Annotated in this window: 18 protein-coding genes and 1 pseudogene; 9 read left to right on the top strand and 10 right to left on the bottom strand. The window is 66.6% G+C overall.

Annotated elements, in window-relative coordinates; translation table 11 throughout:
• Position 1: 1 nt before the first annotated feature.
• On the bottom strand, positions 2 to 712 hold the full coding sequence (locus HWX07_RS08365; RefSeq protein ID WP_175875936.1) for a response regulator: 711 nt from the start codon (positions 710 to 712) through the stop codon (positions 2 to 4).
• A gap of 527 nt (positions 713 to 1239) precedes the next feature.
• Here HWX07_RS08365 and HWX07_RS08360 point away from each other — a divergent pair.
• Both HWX07_RS08360 and HWX07_RS08355 read left to right on the top strand, forming a co-directional pair.
• On the top strand, positions 1240 to 1644 hold the full coding sequence (locus HWX07_RS08360; RefSeq protein WP_175875935.1) for a hypothetical protein: 405 nt from the start codon (positions 1240 to 1242) through the stop codon (positions 1642 to 1644).
• A gap of 23 nt (positions 1645 to 1667) precedes the next feature.
• Complete coding sequence (locus tag HWX07_RS08355; protein WP_175766438.1) at positions 1668 to 1889, top strand: hypothetical protein; 222 nt, start codon at positions 1668 to 1670, stop codon at positions 1887 to 1889.
• Positions 1890 to 1911: 22 nt separating this feature from the next.
• Here the strand turns inward: HWX07_RS08355 and HWX07_RS08350 are convergent, their stop codons facing one another.
• The 3 genes from HWX07_RS08350 to HWX07_RS08340 all read right to left on the bottom strand — a co-directional run bounded on the left by HWX07_RS08350 (position 1912) and on the right by HWX07_RS08340 (position 3151).
• On the bottom strand, positions 1912 to 2478 hold the full coding sequence (locus tag HWX07_RS08350) for a GNAT family N-acetyltransferase (RefSeq protein WP_175875934.1): 567 nt from the start codon (positions 2476 to 2478) through the stop codon (positions 1912 to 1914).
• A 122-nt stretch (positions 2479 to 2600) separates the two neighbouring features.
• Complete coding sequence (locus tag HWX07_RS08345; RefSeq protein WP_011545483.1) at positions 2601 to 2822, bottom strand: hypothetical protein; 222 nt, start codon at positions 2820 to 2822, stop codon at positions 2601 to 2603.
• Between the two features lie 65 nt (positions 2823 to 2887).
• The gene (locus HWX07_RS08340; protein WP_027806245.1) at positions 2888 to 3151 is read right to left on the bottom strand and encodes an HPr family phosphocarrier protein; all 264 of its coding nucleotides are present in this window, start codon (positions 3149 to 3151) and stop codon (positions 2888 to 2890) included.
• A 371-nt stretch (positions 3152 to 3522) separates the two neighbouring features.
• Here HWX07_RS08340 and HWX07_RS08335 point away from each other — a divergent pair, with 371 nt between their 5' ends.
• Together HWX07_RS08335 and HWX07_RS08330 are read left to right on the top strand one after the other, a co-directional pair.
• Positions 3523 to 3864, top strand: a complete 342-nt coding sequence (locus HWX07_RS08335; RefSeq protein ID WP_175875933.1) for a zinc ribbon domain-containing protein YjdM — start codon at positions 3523 to 3525, stop codon at positions 3862 to 3864.
• A 67-nt stretch (positions 3865 to 3931) separates the two neighbouring features.
• Positions 3932 to 4768, top strand: coding sequence for a spermidine synthase (locus HWX07_RS08330; RefSeq protein ID WP_175875932.1), 837 nt, complete (start codon positions 3932 to 3934; stop codon positions 4766 to 4768).
• Positions 4769 to 4823: 55 nt separating this feature from the next.
• On the opposite strand, the gene HWX07_RS08325 is transcribed toward HWX07_RS08330, so the two are convergent.
• Positions 4824 to 5009 (bottom strand): ribbon-helix-helix protein, CopG family, encoded by a 186-nt coding sequence (locus HWX07_RS08325; RefSeq protein ID WP_006489181.1) that lies wholly within the window; start codon positions 5007 to 5009, stop codon positions 4824 to 4826.
• Positions 5010 to 5105: 96 nt separating this feature from the next.
• Entirely contained in the window at positions 5106 to 5864 is a 759-nt protein-coding gene (locus HWX07_RS08320; RefSeq protein WP_175875931.1) for a YoaK family protein, read from the bottom strand.
• A gap of 242 nt (positions 5865 to 6106) precedes the next feature.
• Between HWX07_RS08320 and HWX07_RS08315 the strand changes: the two genes are divergently transcribed.
• Complete coding sequence (locus tag HWX07_RS08315) at positions 6107 to 6457, top strand: hypothetical protein (RefSeq protein ID WP_006489163.1); 351 nt, start codon at positions 6107 to 6109, stop codon at positions 6455 to 6457.
• The gene (locus HWX07_RS08310; RefSeq protein ID WP_006489184.1) at positions 6454 to 6666 is read left to right on the top strand and encodes a twin transmembrane helix small protein; all 213 of its coding nucleotides are present in this window, start codon (positions 6454 to 6456) and stop codon (positions 6664 to 6666) included. Before HWX07_RS08315 ends, HWX07_RS08310 begins: the two co-directional genes overlap by 4 nt.
• A gap of 122 nt (positions 6667 to 6788) precedes the next feature.
• Here HWX07_RS08310 and HWX07_RS08305 read toward each other — a convergent pair.
• Positions 6789 to 7028 (bottom strand): annotated as a pseudogene (locus HWX07_RS08305) (ABC transporter ATP-binding protein); the annotation flags it as partial.
• A 5-nt stretch (positions 7029 to 7033) separates the two neighbouring features.
• Here HWX07_RS08305 and HWX07_RS08300 point away from each other — a divergent pair.
• Positions 7034 to 7564: an OsmC family protein gene (locus tag HWX07_RS08300; protein ID WP_175875930.1), complete on the top strand. Its 531-nt coding sequence runs from the start codon at positions 7034 to 7036 to the stop codon at positions 7562 to 7564.
• Between the two features lie 143 nt (positions 7565 to 7707).
• Here HWX07_RS08300 and HWX07_RS08295 read toward each other — a convergent pair whose 3' ends face one another.
• Positions 7708 to 8628 carry an AraC family transcriptional regulator gene (locus HWX07_RS08295; RefSeq protein WP_175766455.1) on the bottom strand — a complete coding sequence of 307 codons (921 nt, stop codon included), beginning with the start codon at positions 8626 to 8628 and terminating at the stop codon, positions 7708 to 7710.
• 139 nt (positions 8629 to 8767) lie between these two features.
• Here HWX07_RS08295 and HWX07_RS08290 point away from each other — a divergent pair, with 139 nt between their 5' ends.
• Positions 8768 to 9733: an SDR family NAD(P)-dependent oxidoreductase gene (locus HWX07_RS08290; protein ID WP_175875929.1), complete on the top strand. Its 966-nt coding sequence runs from the start codon at positions 8768 to 8770 to the stop codon at positions 9731 to 9733.
• Positions 9734 to 9802: 69 nt separating this feature from the next.
• Here the strand turns inward: HWX07_RS08290 and HWX07_RS08285 are convergent, their stop codons facing one another.
• Positions 9803 to 11107 carry a HipA domain-containing protein gene (locus HWX07_RS08285; RefSeq protein WP_175875928.1) on the bottom strand — a complete coding sequence of 435 codons (1305 nt, stop codon included), beginning with the start codon at positions 11105 to 11107 and terminating at the stop codon, positions 9803 to 9805.
• A complete protein-coding gene (locus tag HWX07_RS08280; RefSeq protein WP_077179802.1) occupies positions 11097 to 11381 on the bottom strand; it encodes a helix-turn-helix transcriptional regulator in 285 nt (94 codons plus the stop codon). Before HWX07_RS08280 ends, HWX07_RS08285 begins: the two co-directional genes overlap by 11 nt.
• A gap of 502 nt (positions 11382 to 11883) precedes the next feature.
• Between HWX07_RS08280 and HWX07_RS08275 the strand changes: the two genes are divergently transcribed.
• Entirely contained in the window at positions 11884 to 12591 is a 708-nt protein-coding gene (locus HWX07_RS08275; protein WP_175875927.1) for an MgtC/SapB family protein, read from the top strand.
• Positions 12592 to 12605 lie beyond the last annotated feature (14 nt).

The raw sequence follows: 12605 nt of genomic DNA, 5'->3' as shown, positions 1-12605 counted from the left end.
GTCAATCCCACGCGTGCTTGCTGAACTGATAGCCCTTGGAGCGGATGGTCTTGATCCGTTTCGGTTCGTTCGCATCGTCGCGCAGCTTGCGGCGCAGCTTCGAGATGCGGCCGTCGATCGAACGATCGAGGCCGTCGAACGCGATGCCGCGCAGCAGCAGCGTCAGGTCTTCCCGGCTGACCACTTCGCCCGCGCGGCATACGAGCGCCCACAGCAGGTCGAATTCGGTCGACGTCAGGCGCGGCATGCTGCCGTCGGGAAGATGCACGCGACGGTCGGCCCGGTCGATCGAGAACTTGCCGAACACGTATCGCTGCGGCGAATCCGGCACGGGCTCGCCGGCCGGCACGCGCGTGCGCCGCAACTGCGCCTTGATCCGCGCGAGCAGCAGGCGCGGCTCGACCGGCTTGCGGAGAAAGTCGTCCGCACCGAGTTCCAGGCCGAGCAATTCGTCGAACGGTTCGTCGCGGCCCGTCACCATGATGACGATGCCGTCGTAACGCATGCGCGCCTCGCGGCAGATCTCGAAGCCGTCCTTGCCCGGCAGGTTGACGTCGAGCAGCACGAGATCGGGGCGGCTCGCGACGATCGCCGGTACCGCGCCGGCGCCGTCGCACAACGTGTCCACCAGGTAATGATGCTTGCGCAGATAGTCGGCGATCAGCGCGGACAGCGGGACGTCGTCTTCGACGAGCAGGATTCGAATGGGCATCGGTAAACGAAGGGGCAAAACGGGAAGGTGGCGAGCGGTCAGGCCCAGTCCGAACGCGTCGTAGCCGAAGCGACGTGGATGATACTGCGCAACATTCCGACGGAATGTGACGAAATCTGGATCGTTCGGTCAGCTTAGCTGTGGGCCAATCGCTGCCGGCGGGTGGAAAGCGCGGCGTGGGTAGCGTCAGGCCGTTTGTGAGGTTGAAACAGGTCGAGGCGAGGTCCGGCGCGGCGCGCGCGATGATGCGCGAGCGGGCATCCTTCAGACGAAAACGTTTGCGCCAATCCGGCGTCGGCGAACCTCGCTTGCACCGGCCGAACCCAGGCGAGGCAAGGTTAGTCGACATATCATTACAAAATATTACCGACGTTGGCGCGTCTCGGTCCCTACAATTCCCGAACCTGACTTACGCGCCTCGCATACTGCGATGGCATCTGCTCTCCGGTTACGTCGACCGTCGGTTTCGACGACACGTCGAGTCAGGCTGCTCGCGTGCGGAACCGGGATGCGCGCGGGTCGGATCGATGCTGCAGCGGCTCGCGACGGGCCGGCAAGCGGACAAGACGAATGATTCACGGGATTCACGGGGGAGCGAAATGACGCCGTTGCAAGTCGTCCTGAGTCTCGATGCACTCACGCACGCGATCGAAGCCGCGGTGGCGCGCGCCGACTGGAGCGAGGCCGTCCGCGCTGCCGAGATGCGTTCGGCATTCATCGTTGCGCTTGCACCCGATCAACCGGACGAGGTCATGTCGGCGCTGATGAAAGTGCAGGAAATCGATGTCCGGATTTCCACCGCCGCGCGCGAAACGCTGGAGGCGCTCGTCGCGGAGGGCTGGACGGCGTTGCACGCAACCCGCGCGGCAACGAACGCGCTGAGAGTGCGGCAGCGGTCGCTCGAGGCCGGCGCCCCGGCAACGCGACATTGAGATTCGTTTCCTTCGGTGGTGGTATGAGATTCAGAAAACGCGCGAGTCAGGTCGATGCAACACGATGGTTCGCCGAGGGCGACCATGAACGGGTAGAGCGCCGTCACGGCAGGTGGGCGGTCGCGACGCCGGAAGGCTGGCGGTCGGTGAAGCCGGGCGACTGGATTCTGCGCGATGAGTGCGGCAACTGCTGGCCGATGGAAGACGGCCTCTTCATGCATTGCTACGAACCGGTCGCCGACTGACCCGGCTGCCGGTTCGCCGCGCTTACCGGCACTTGCGCGAAAACAAAAGCGAATCGGCGTCGTTGAAGCGGATGCGCCGCGGCTCGCCGTAACCGGCTTTCTCAGCGACCCGGATCGAGGCGACGTTGGTCGGCGCGATCAGGCACACACTGCGCTCGAACCGCTGCTGTGCATCGAGCCATGCGAGCGCGGCCGCGAGCGCCTCGGTCGCGTAGCCATTTCCCTGCGACCATGTCGCCAGCGCCCAGCCGGCTTCCGGCACGCCGCGAATCGGCGGCTCGATGTTCCGATGAAAATCCGCGAAGCCGAGATCGCCGACATAACGGCCCGACGCCTTTTCGCGAATCGCCCAGTAGCCATAGCCGAGCAGCGGCCACAGCCCGCGATACGCGAGCATGCGCATCCACGAGTCGCGCGGTGTGGAGGGCGTGCCGTTGAAGATGTGCGCGACGACGCCGGGCTCCGCCCACATCGCGGCGAGTGCGTCGAAGTCGCCGAGCGGATGGCCTTCGAGAATCAGGCGTGGCGTGTCGAGAACGGGCGGGGACGAGACGGGTGGCACGGCGCTGAATGTCATCGGGCGTTCCATGAGGGAAGGCGGCACGGCTGCCGCGCTTGGGCTCCGTACGATACCGCGTAAACGGCGAGCGGGGCACAATGCCCCGCCCGCGTCGGCGCATGACGTTCGATCGTGCCCGTCCCGGAGGGGCGTTACTTGCGGCTTTTCAGGAAGGAACGCCCTTCGGCCGTGATCGACGCGCCGGAGCGGCCGTGCGGGGGATGGCTGACGAACCCGGCGCTGACGAGCTCCCGCGCGATCGACCAGCCGAGCGCCGGCGCATCGCGGCCGTAGCGAACATCGGCGAGGCGTTCGAGCGCCCAGATCGCGGAGGCCGACAGGTTGGGGGTGTTGGACGTGAGATTGTCGTTCATCGCTTCCTCGGGAAATGGCGTTTCGGGATGGACGGCGCGTGGCCGCTGGATCGGCGGCGCACGCGTCAGCCTGCTTGCAGCAACGGCAACAGCGCCTGCAGCGCCGCCTCCTCGTCGGGGCCGGTGGCGAGCACCTGGGCCGACGTGCCGCCGTGAACCTGCAGCGACGCGATCGCGCCGCTGTCTTTCGCGTTGCTGCCGTGCCCGTTCGCGATCAGCTGGATATCGCTGTCGAAACGGCGTGCCGCGTCGACGGTCGCGTCGCGCGCGGCGCGGCCCCGATTACGGTTCCATGCGGGGCCGATTTGAACGTACACAACAGTTGCCACGATGCTGGAAAGCCTCCGGACAGGTGGGCGGAGCGGCGTGCGACCTGCACGGTTGCGCGCGGGTTGCGGACATCGGGCGGCCGGCATGGCGCGATTTCCCGCAGGGTCGCGGGGCGCCGGCCGGGCGGAGTGCGCGCGCCATTCGGCGCGAACATGCCGACATCCGCTGCGAAGGCGCCTTCAAGTGCGCGGATTGTCGGAAAGTGGGTGATTATAATGCATCGGGCAGATCATGTGAATTGCATTATAATGCCGTGTGCGCCGATGGCGGCCTCGGCACTGCCGGCGGCCGCGTGGCGGCGCATCCGGGCATGCGACCTGCTCGCCCGGCATCGTCGATCGACCCGAACCTCTCCCCAATGGAAGCTGCAATGAATGCCCCCGCCTGCCCGCAATGCGCGATGGAAAACACTTACCCGGATGGCGCGCTGACCGTGTGCGCGGACTGCGGTCATGAATGGTCGGTCGACGCCGGCGCCGAGGCTGGCGACGAACCGGCCGGCGACGTCGTCAAGGACGCCAACGGCAACGTGCTGTCGGACGGCGATTCGGTCGTGCTGATCAAGGACCTGCGCGTAAAGGGTTCGTCGATCACGCTGAAAATGGGCACCAAGGTCAAGAGCATCCGGCTCGTCGGCGGCGATCATGAAGTCGACTGCAAGACCGACATGGGCGGCTTCATGCTGAAGGCGTGCTATCTGAAGAAGGTCTGAGCGCACGGTTCAGGCAGCCGCTGCATCCGCGTTTTCATCCGCCGCCTCTTCAACCGGTTACCCGCACATGGCCGAGGATCGAACTTCCTACGACGCGTTCGTCAGGTTCCTGGCGACGCCGCTGAACGACGGCCGGCCGTTCGTGCTGGAGACGCAGCACGCGGTCTCGCTGCACTTCGATCATTTCGGCACCCAGAGCTTCATGTCGCTGCGCGATCCGGTGCGGCTCGCGCTCGGTTATACGCGCGTGATGATGGGTTTTCTGCTGTTGCAGGCCGAGCCTGCACATATCTGCATGCTTGGGCTCGGCGGCGGGTCGCTCGCGAAGTACTGCCACCGCCACCTGCCCGGCACGACGCTCGACGCGGTCGAAATCAATCCGGACGTGATCGCGCTGCGCGACGTGTTCAGGATTCCTGCCGATGATGCGCGCTTTCGCGTGATATGCGCGGACGGCGCGGATCATCTCGAGCGGGCGGACGTCCGGACGGACGTGATCCTGCACGACGCGTTCGTCGCCGACGGGAGGCGCGGGCGCTGTACGGGCGGCACATTCCTCGATATGTGCCGCGCGCGCCTGAGCGAATCCGGCGTGCTCGCGATCAACTTCATGGACGACGATCCGGCCTTGCCGGAGCACCTCGAGCAACTGCGATCGGTATTCGGTTCGTCGTATGCGCTGGTGCCGTGTGGCGACGACAACAACTTCGTTGCCTTCGCGTGGAAGGACGGCAGCCGGCTGCCGTCGTTGCGTATCCTGCTGGAGCGGGCGCTCGCCTGCCCGCAGGCCGGCGAACTGAAGCTCGCTGCCACCGCGCGGCGCATGAAGCACGGCGAGGGCATCGATCCGCGGCGGCTGGTGTGGCGTGCGCAATCGCACGAACGTTGGGAGATCGGCGCGTAACAGTGCCGAGGTGCCGGGGTGCCCGGCCGGCGCCACGCGGCCTTGACGGCCGCGCTTACTTCACACGCTTGCCGATCGCGCTGCGGGTCTTGTACGTGACGCCGTGCCGGTCGAGATATTCGCGGATCAACTGCCGGACGACTTGCGACGGCGTAAGATCCTGCTCCGCGCAGAGCATCTCGAAGGCTTCCTTCTTCGCGGGATCGATCAGGACGGTCAGGCGGGCGGTTTTCGTTTCCATGACGGGGCGAGGGTGGTCGGTATGTTAATCAAATTATAATCGATCCGCTTTCGGCGTTACCGCGCACGCACCGCGCGCACGGCCCGTGGCGCACCATCAGCGTTGGCCGCGCAGCAGCGCGAGCAGGTCGTCGATCACCGGCACGATGGCGAGCGTGACGAGCACCGCGGCGAGCGGCACGGTCGACACGTAGCCCACATGCTTGAAGCCGATGGCGCCGGCCAGGCCGCCGACGAAGAACGACGCGAGCATCGTCGCGTGTATCCGCAGTTTCGAACGGTTGGCGATCACCGCGTGCGCGTCGACGTCGATGGCCGAGCGGTTCCAGTAGAACAGCTTCCCGAGCTCGATGCCGAGGTCGGTCACGATGCCCGTGATGTGCGTCGTGCGGATTTCCGCGCCGGACAGCTTCGTGATCGTCGCGTTCTGCAGCCCCATGATGAAGCACAGCAGCGTCACGGTCACCGGCACGAAGAACGTTTCCCACAGCGCGAGGTGGCTGCCGAGCAGCCCGAACAGCAACAGCAGCGCGGCTTCGACCAGCAGCGGCAGCATGAACTGGCTGTGCAGGCCCTGGCGGCGCCCCCAGTTGACGAGGATCGCCGAGCAACTGGCGCCGATCAGGAACGACCCCAGCGAGCTGATGCCGGCGAGCGCGAGCCGCACGTCGCCGAGCGCCGTCTGGTCGGCGATCGCCGACACGATGCCGCTCATGTGCGACGTGTATTGCTTGACCGCGAGAAAGCCGCCGGCATTGGCCGCGCCGGCGACGAACGCGAGCGAAAACCCGAGCTGGCGGTTCGCGGTTGCGCTGCGGTGTTTTCCCGTCAGGTTTCGAAAGTACTGCGCTGGCATAAGGGCTTCGCTCGATCGTCGCGGATTCGCGGGCACAGGCGGAAAACCGGTGCCGGACCGCGTGACGGGCACGCCGCTTGCACCGGATACAGGGCTGTCGAATCATGTGATGAACATGATAATGTCATTATCATACTCTGTTGGCCGGATGGTGCTTTCAGTACAATAGTGCAATGCGCCATCGTCCGGCTGTTTCGCCGCGGCGCGGCGCGCGCCTGCGATTCCCTTCTGCCCACCGCTTCATGACCCCGATCAAGTTCATCCTTCGCTACACGGCGATCCCGTTCACGGCCATCGTCGCCGTGGTGATCTGGACTGTCATACCATCGTCGAAAGAGATCGATGCGAGACAATACGCGGCGCTGTCGCGCGCGTACGCGAGTTTCCCGCTGCCGTTTAGGCGCGAGATCTCGGACACGATGGAGCACGGCACGATCAACGACCGGCGCTACCAGGCGCTGGTGCGCGATTCGCTGGGCAACGGCGTCGCGCTGGACTGGCCGGCGTCGGGCGTCGGCGGCGTCGCCGACGAGCGGCAAAAACTGGCCGAACTGATTCAGGCCGATTCGGATCTTCAAAGGCAACGGCAATGAAAACCCTGCTGGTTTCTGTGGCATTCGCGATGATCATCGCGAGCCTGATCTTCGCGCTGTACTTCATGAATCACGATCGCGGCAAGTCCAAGCGGATGGCGTGGTCGCTCGCCGCGCGCGTCGGCTTGTCGGTCACGCTGTTCCTGTCGCTGCTGATCGCGTACAAGCTCGGCTGGATCGAGCCGACCGGGTTGCCGATCGGGCGCTGACGCGCGGTTGCCGCGCGGGGGCCAGGCGGTTCGATCGCGCGTGATCGCGCCGAAGCGGACTTGACGGCGAGCACCGGCGGTCGATCAGCTCAACGCGGCGGTTCGACCGTGGCAGGCAGCCGTCATGCGAGCGCGGTGAGCGTCGGGGCGGTAACCGTGCCGCCGGGCAGCGTGGGCAGTGCGTCGAGAAGCGACGCGGTATACGGGTGCGACGGCGCGTCGAATACCTGCGTGACCTGCCCGCTTTCGACCACGCGGCCGCGTCGCATCACGAGAATCCGGTCGGCCACGTGATGCACCACGCCCAGGTCATGCGAGATGAACAGCATCGCGGTGCCGTGTTCGGCCTGGAGATCGGCGAGCGACCATGACGACCCTGAACGACTATCTCGCGCAAAAGCGCGATGCGTGGCACGCGAAGCAGCAGGCCGCCCGCAACGATCCAGATTTCAAGGCGACGCCGCTGAAGGCGACCGTGCGCGCGCTTGGTCGCAGCGGCGTGCGCGAGATCCGGATTCGCGATTTCCAGGTGATCAGCGATAGTCCGCCTGATTTCGCGGGCTACAACCTCGGGCCTGCATCGCCGGAACTGCAACTAGGCGTGCTCGGCAGTTGCCTCACGCACATCACGTTGATCCAGGCCGCGGAGCGGGGGCTGAAGATCGACGCGATCGAAGTCGAAGTCACCGGCGATCAGCATCCGCTCGCGCAGCAGCCGGGGTTCGAGCATGTGCCGGTATTCCCGCACAACCTCCGCTATACGCTGGACATCGTGTCGCCGGAGCCGCCGGAGGCGATCCGTGCATTGCATCAGGCGGTGGAGCAGGTGTGTCCGATCTTCAACCTGCTGAGGCTGCCGCAGCACATCGACGGGGAATTGCGGCATACCCGCGGGTGATGCGCCGACGCATTGCCTCACGGCCGAGTTTTGAATTGAAATAGATCCATTGTGATAAGAATACTTATCCCGATGGTCGTGATGCGAATGCGTGGCGTTGATGAAATCGCCACATCGCGTGCCCGACGAGGGCGGTCACGACGCTAGTTACCCGGTTCCTTCGTCACGTCATGACGATAGGCGCGCGGCGAGCAGCCCACGATGCGCTTGAACGCATGGCCGAACGCGCTATCCGAGTCGTAGCCGAGCCGCTGCGCGATTGCCGAGATCGACGCGTTCGAGCGGCGCAGTTCGCGCATCGCCAGTTGTATCCGCCACCGCAGCACGTATTCGAGCGGCCCGAACCCCAACCGCCGCTTGAAATGCAGCGCGAACGTCGAACGCGACACGTGGCAGCAGGCCGCCAGTGCGTCGACGGTCCAGCGCCGCTCGGGCGCCGCGTGAATCGCGGCCAGCGCCGCGCTGACCCGCGCATCCGCGAACCCGGCCAGCCACCCGACATCGCCGTTCGCGCCGGCGTCCACGTAGCGCCGCAGGATCTGCACCAGCATCATGTGTCCGAGATGTCGAACCATCAGCGACCCGCCCGGCGACGACGCGCCGAATTCCCGTGCGAGCTGCTGCAGCGACCAGCGCAGCACCGCCGCCGGTTCGGAATCGCCGCTCACGATCACCACGGGCGGCAGGCTGCCGAGCAGCAGCGGCATGCGTTCCTCGTACGCGAAGCGGCCGCCGATCAGAAAGCAGTCGGCCGGCTCGCCATAGTGCGCGATACCGCGTTCGACATGCCGGTACACGTCGGCGGCCGGCACCGGCGCGACCGACGGATCGCTCGCCAGCGAAAATGCCCGTGGCGCGGCGAGCAGGAAGCAGTCTCCCGTGCGCAGCCGAACAGGGGGCCCCGCACCGTCGACGGTCAACCAGCAACTGCCTTCGACCACCGCGTTGAACTTGATCCCGTCGGGCGGGGGAAGGTCGACCGCCCACGGGCCGCCGGCGCGCAGGCCGGTGAAAAACGAGTCGCGCGTTTCCAGCAGCGACAGCACTTCCGATAGCGGGTCCACGCGCATTCCCCGGACGATCTCGACGAAAAACCGGATTCTATTGCATTCACAGTCCGGATGCGCGGCCGGAGAATGTGTTCGTGCAGTGACGCGGCCGATGGGCGGCCGCGTGCTTCGCGCACCGTTTCTGGAGCTTTCGATGACGAGCAGGCAGCATCCCCTTCATTCCGGATTCGACGCCGCCTCGACGGCGAGCGACGTCCTGGCCGGCCTCGATTTGCACGGCAAGACCGCCATCGTCACGGGTGGCCATTCGGGTCTCGGCCTCGAAACCACGCGGGCGCTGGCGCAGGCCGGTGCGCACGTCGTCGTCGGCGCACGGAGCGTCGCGGCCGCGCGCGAGGCGACGCACGGCATCGCTGGCGTGGAGATCGCGGCGCTCGAACTTGCGGACCCAGCCAGCGTGGCCGCATTCACCGCGCGGTTTGTCGATGCGGGACGCCACGTGCATATCGTCATCAACAGCGCGGGCATCATGGCGTGCCCGGAGACTCGCTTGGGCGACGGTCGGGAAGCGCAGCTGGCCGTCAATCACCTCGGTCACTACGCGCTCGTCAACCGCCTGTGGCCGGCGCTCGCGCATGGCGACGGCGCTCGCGTGGTCGCGGTGTCGTCGCTCGGGCACCGGCTGTCGCCGATCCGCTGGGACGATATCGATTTCGCGCGCGGTTACGACAAATGGCTGGCGTACGGGCAGTCGAAAACCGCCAATGCGTTGTTCGCGGTGCAACTCGACGTGCTCGGCGCGCCATTTGGCGTCCGCGCGTATTCGCTGCATCCCGGCAAGATCGCGACGCCGCTGCAGCGCCATCTGACGCGCGAGGAAATGATGGCGCAGGGCTGGGTCGACGAACACGGCGAGCCGATCGATCCGACGTTCAAGACGCCCGCGCAGGGGGCGGCAACCCAGGTTTGGGCGGCGACGTCGCCGCGCCTGGCCGATCTCGGCGGCGTCTATTGCGAGGATTGCGATGTCGCGGCGGTGACCCGGGGCGACGAGGAGTCGGGCGTGCGGCCGCATGCGATCGATCCGGAGGCGGCGGCGCGGCTGTGGGCGTGGTCCGCGGCAGCGACGGGTGTCGATGCCTTTGCGGCGCGGGGCTGACGCTCAGGTATTCGCCGGGCCGGGCGGCGCGCGGGTATCGGCGGCGGTTCGATACTCGCGCGCGGCAAGCTATCCGCGCGCCTGCCGCAGCGCGCGCCCCATCTCCGCGATCGGCATCGCGGTGATCGAATTCAGCAACCGCATTTCCCCGGCGTCCGGATGCGCGATGTTTCGCACTTCATCGAGCGTCTGCTCGACGTGACGATCGAGTGGCTCGAGAAAGCGCTGCAGTTCGCTGGCGGCTGCTTTCTCCCTGAGCCCGAGCGCCTGACCGAACGCGACCAGCGCATTCGCGTCGATATCGGCGAACCGCGTCGCATTCCCGAGCGGCATCGTCAGTTCGCAGTGCGGCCAGTGATCGCCGCGATGGTCGGGCCGGTGCGTCGGCGTGTGATACACGACCGTGCTGACGATGTCGTAGAACGGCGCGAGCCGGTAGCCGCGCGCGTCGACGAAGAACGACAGATTCTTCAGGTGCGCGTCGGCATTGCCGACCACCACGTTGAACACAGTCCAGCGGAACACCGACAGGCGTGTCAGTGCGCGCGTGCTGGTGCGGTCGATCGCGCGGGCGAGCTCCTGCGCATTCGCCCGCTGGTACTTGAAACCGCGGTCGTAGTTGAGCAACTGCATCGCGTCGATCGTATGCACGCGCCCGGCCGGTTTGGACGCGATGTCGCGGTCGAACCGGTCGATCACGTAGCAGGCGGACGGCGCACGCAGGAAATGCACGTCCGGCACGTCGAGCCCCATCTTCTTCGCGAGCCGCATGCAGAAGAACTCGTTGATCGCCGAATGCGGATAGCCGGCCGCGCGCATGTCGGGTTTGAGCAGGTGCATCGACGGCTCGCTGCCGACCGGCTCGAACAGCGCGTAGTCGGGCGCATCGCCGCGCAACACCAACAGCAGCTTCTGCTGCGCGCCGGCCGCCGACATGCGCTTGGGCGCGGTGGCGGTCAGCGCGCGCTCGGGCATCGCCTGGATCCGGCGCTCGAGCTCGTCGAGCGACAGCGGCTGCAGGCCGCCGGGCGTTTCCTGCTCGCCATCGGCCAGCAGCGTCAGCGCGCCGGCCGATTCGCGGCCGAAGTATGCGAGCAGGCCCCACGCGTCGGCCGCATCGACCTTCGCCTCGCGCGCGAGCGACGTGCGCATGCCTTCCTCGGGCAGCAGGTTGTCGAAGAACCACTGGACCGGGCGATCGGTCGACGTGTCGGTGAACACACCCGCGCGCAGCGCAAACGCCGGCGACAGCGGATATGCGACGGGTGACGCGAGCCATTGCGGGTCGTACGCGAACGACCAGATCCCCTTGTCGTCTGTCAGCGTGCCCATGCGCACGCCGTTCGCGGATGCGATCAGCGTTCTAGCCGCCATGGCTGCTCCTGCGGCGTTGCGCGGCCTTCAGCGCGGTGGCTTCGGAGATCTCGATCGACGACTCGGCATACAGCCGCACGCCGAGCTCACTCAGCAGCAGCATGACCTTGCCGATTTGCGCGGTCGGCTTGCCGGCTTCCACCTGGCTGATGAATTTCGGCGACAGCCCGGTCGCGTTCGCGAGCTCGTCCCGCGTGAACCCCTGCTGGATCCGCGCCGCGCGAATGAAGTGGGCGAGCGCGCCGATCGTGTCGACGGATTGGGACTCCGACATGACGTTCTCCGTGCTTCGTATCTGATCGGGAACAGTATTGCATACCTCACCGGATTCGGCAGCAATTCGTATTCGTACGGGAACGAACGGCGGATCCCGCAAGCTGCATCTTTATTTCGTTCCCGACTGGGAACGGATCGCCGAGAAAGGATGGCTGTGACGATGTTCGTATCCGATCGGATACGGAGAAGGCGGGGGCCGTGGCACCTTTGCACGCGCCACACCGGCCACGCCGACGACGGCGCCCGCTGGATGTCCGCCTCGGCAGTCCGTCCGCGGCCGTTCCGCGCGCCGAGCGACGATCCTCGATCGTTCCGCGAACAGAGTCGGCCCGAACCCTTCGCCACCGCGGCACGCTGCCCGCAGAACGCCCCTTTCTACAATTTCCCCCGACACGCTACACGCGCCGTCGCACCCGGAAAGCAGGCCCGATCCTTGCGATCGACAAGCGTCGTCGGCGGCGTTCGCGCCCCGACTCATGACGATTTGCACGGGAGGGCGTATGGAACCGATGCCGCTCGTACTGCAGTGGCACGACGTGCTCGTCAGGATCGCGCTGGCGCTCGTCGCCGGCGGGCTGATCGGTGTCGACCGCAGCGAATCCGGCAAGACGGCCGGCCTGCGCACGACGATTCTCGTCTGCCTCGCCGCGTGCCTGTCGATGCTGCAGGTCAACGCGCTGCTGCTGCAGGCGGGCAAGCCGGAGGGCGCGTTCTCGGTACTCGACCTGATGCGGCTGCCGCTCGGCATCCTGACCGGGATGGGCTTCATCGGCGGCGGCGCGATCCTGCATCGCGACGGCCTGGTGTCGGGCGTCACCACGGCCGCGACGCTGTGGTTCGTGACGGTCATCGGGCTATGCATCGGCGGCGGCCAGTTGTCGCTCGGCGTGCTCGGACTGGTGCTCGCGCTGCTGGTCGTCTGGCCGCTGCGGTTCGTCGAGCGGCGCCTGCGCGGCGTCAGGACCGCGCTGGTCACGATCGAATATCCGCCGAGCTCGGCCGTGCGCGAACAACTGGCCGCGAAGCTGCGCGATGCGGGCTTCACATGCCGGACGAAAAGCTTTTGCGAAACGGCCGCCCGGGTGCGCGAGGAAGAACTGTTCGTGCAGTGGCGCGAAGCGGCCGGCGCCGACGTGATGCTGAAGCAACTGATGCGAATCGTCGAATCGGCCGGCCTGACGTCGGTCCGCGGCTCGACGGAGAACTGACGCGGGCGGCGGCC

Origin of the sequence: Burkholderia sp. BCC0097, from assembly GCF_902832985.1 — a bacterium.
GTDB classification, from domain to species: domain Bacteria; phylum Pseudomonadota; class Gammaproteobacteria; order Burkholderiales; family Burkholderiaceae; genus Burkholderia; species Burkholderia orbicola.
This window is presented reverse-complemented; position numbering and strand designations above follow the sequence as displayed.

What these genes read in the sequence shown, in the direction of transcription:
- HWX07_RS08365 (WP_175875936.1), bottom strand. Translation starts at nt 712, where the DNA reads ATGCCCATTCGAATCCTGCTCGTCGAAGACGACGTCCCGCTGTCCGCG.
- HWX07_RS08360 (WP_175875935.1), top strand. Translation starts at nt 1,240, where the DNA reads ATGCTGCAGCGGCTCGCGACGGGCCGGCAAGCGGACAAGACGAATGAT.
- HWX07_RS08355 (WP_175766438.1), top strand. Translation starts at nt 1,668, where the DNA reads ATGAGATTCAGAAAACGCGCGAGTCAGGTCGATGCAACACGATGGTTC.
- HWX07_RS08350 (WP_175875934.1), bottom strand. Translation starts at nt 2,478, where the DNA reads ATGGAACGCCCGATGACATTCAGCGCCGTGCCACCCGTCTCGTCCCCG.
- HWX07_RS08345 (WP_011545483.1), bottom strand. Translation starts at nt 2,822, where the DNA reads ATGAACGACAATCTCACGTCCAACACCCCCAACCTGTCGGCCTCCGCG.
- HWX07_RS08335 (WP_175875933.1), top strand. Translation starts at nt 3,523, where the DNA reads ATGAATGCCCCCGCCTGCCCGCAATGCGCGATGGAAAACACTTACCCG.
- HWX07_RS08330 (WP_175875932.1), top strand. Translation starts at nt 3,932, where the DNA reads ATGGCCGAGGATCGAACTTCCTACGACGCGTTCGTCAGGTTCCTGGCG.
- HWX07_RS08325 (WP_006489181.1), bottom strand. Translation starts at nt 5,009, where the DNA reads ATGGAAACGAAAACCGCCCGCCTGACCGTCCTGATCGATCCCGCGAAG.
- HWX07_RS08320 (WP_175875931.1), bottom strand. Translation starts at nt 5,864, where the DNA reads ATGCCAGCGCAGTACTTTCGAAACCTGACGGGAAAACACCGCAGCGCA.
- HWX07_RS08315 (WP_006489163.1), top strand. Translation starts at nt 6,107, where the DNA reads ATGACCCCGATCAAGTTCATCCTTCGCTACACGGCGATCCCGTTCACG.
- HWX07_RS08310 (WP_006489184.1), top strand. Translation starts at nt 6,454, where the DNA reads ATGAAAACCCTGCTGGTTTCTGTGGCATTCGCGATGATCATCGCGAGC.
- HWX07_RS08300 (WP_175875930.1), top strand. Translation starts at nt 7,034, where the DNA reads ATGACGACCCTGAACGACTATCTCGCGCAAAAGCGCGATGCGTGGCAC.
- HWX07_RS08290 (WP_175875929.1), top strand. Translation starts at nt 8,768, where the DNA reads ATGACGAGCAGGCAGCATCCCCTTCATTCCGGATTCGACGCCGCCTCG.
- HWX07_RS08285 (WP_175875928.1), bottom strand. Translation starts at nt 11,107, where the DNA reads ATGGCGGCTAGAACGCTGATCGCATCCGCGAACGGCGTGCGCATGGGC.
- HWX07_RS08280 (WP_077179802.1), bottom strand. Translation starts at nt 11,381, where the DNA reads ATGTCGGAGTCCCAATCCGTCGACACGATCGGCGCGCTCGCCCACTTC.
- HWX07_RS08275 (WP_175875927.1), top strand. Translation starts at nt 11,884, where the DNA reads ATGGAACCGATGCCGCTCGTACTGCAGTGGCACGACGTGCTCGTCAGG.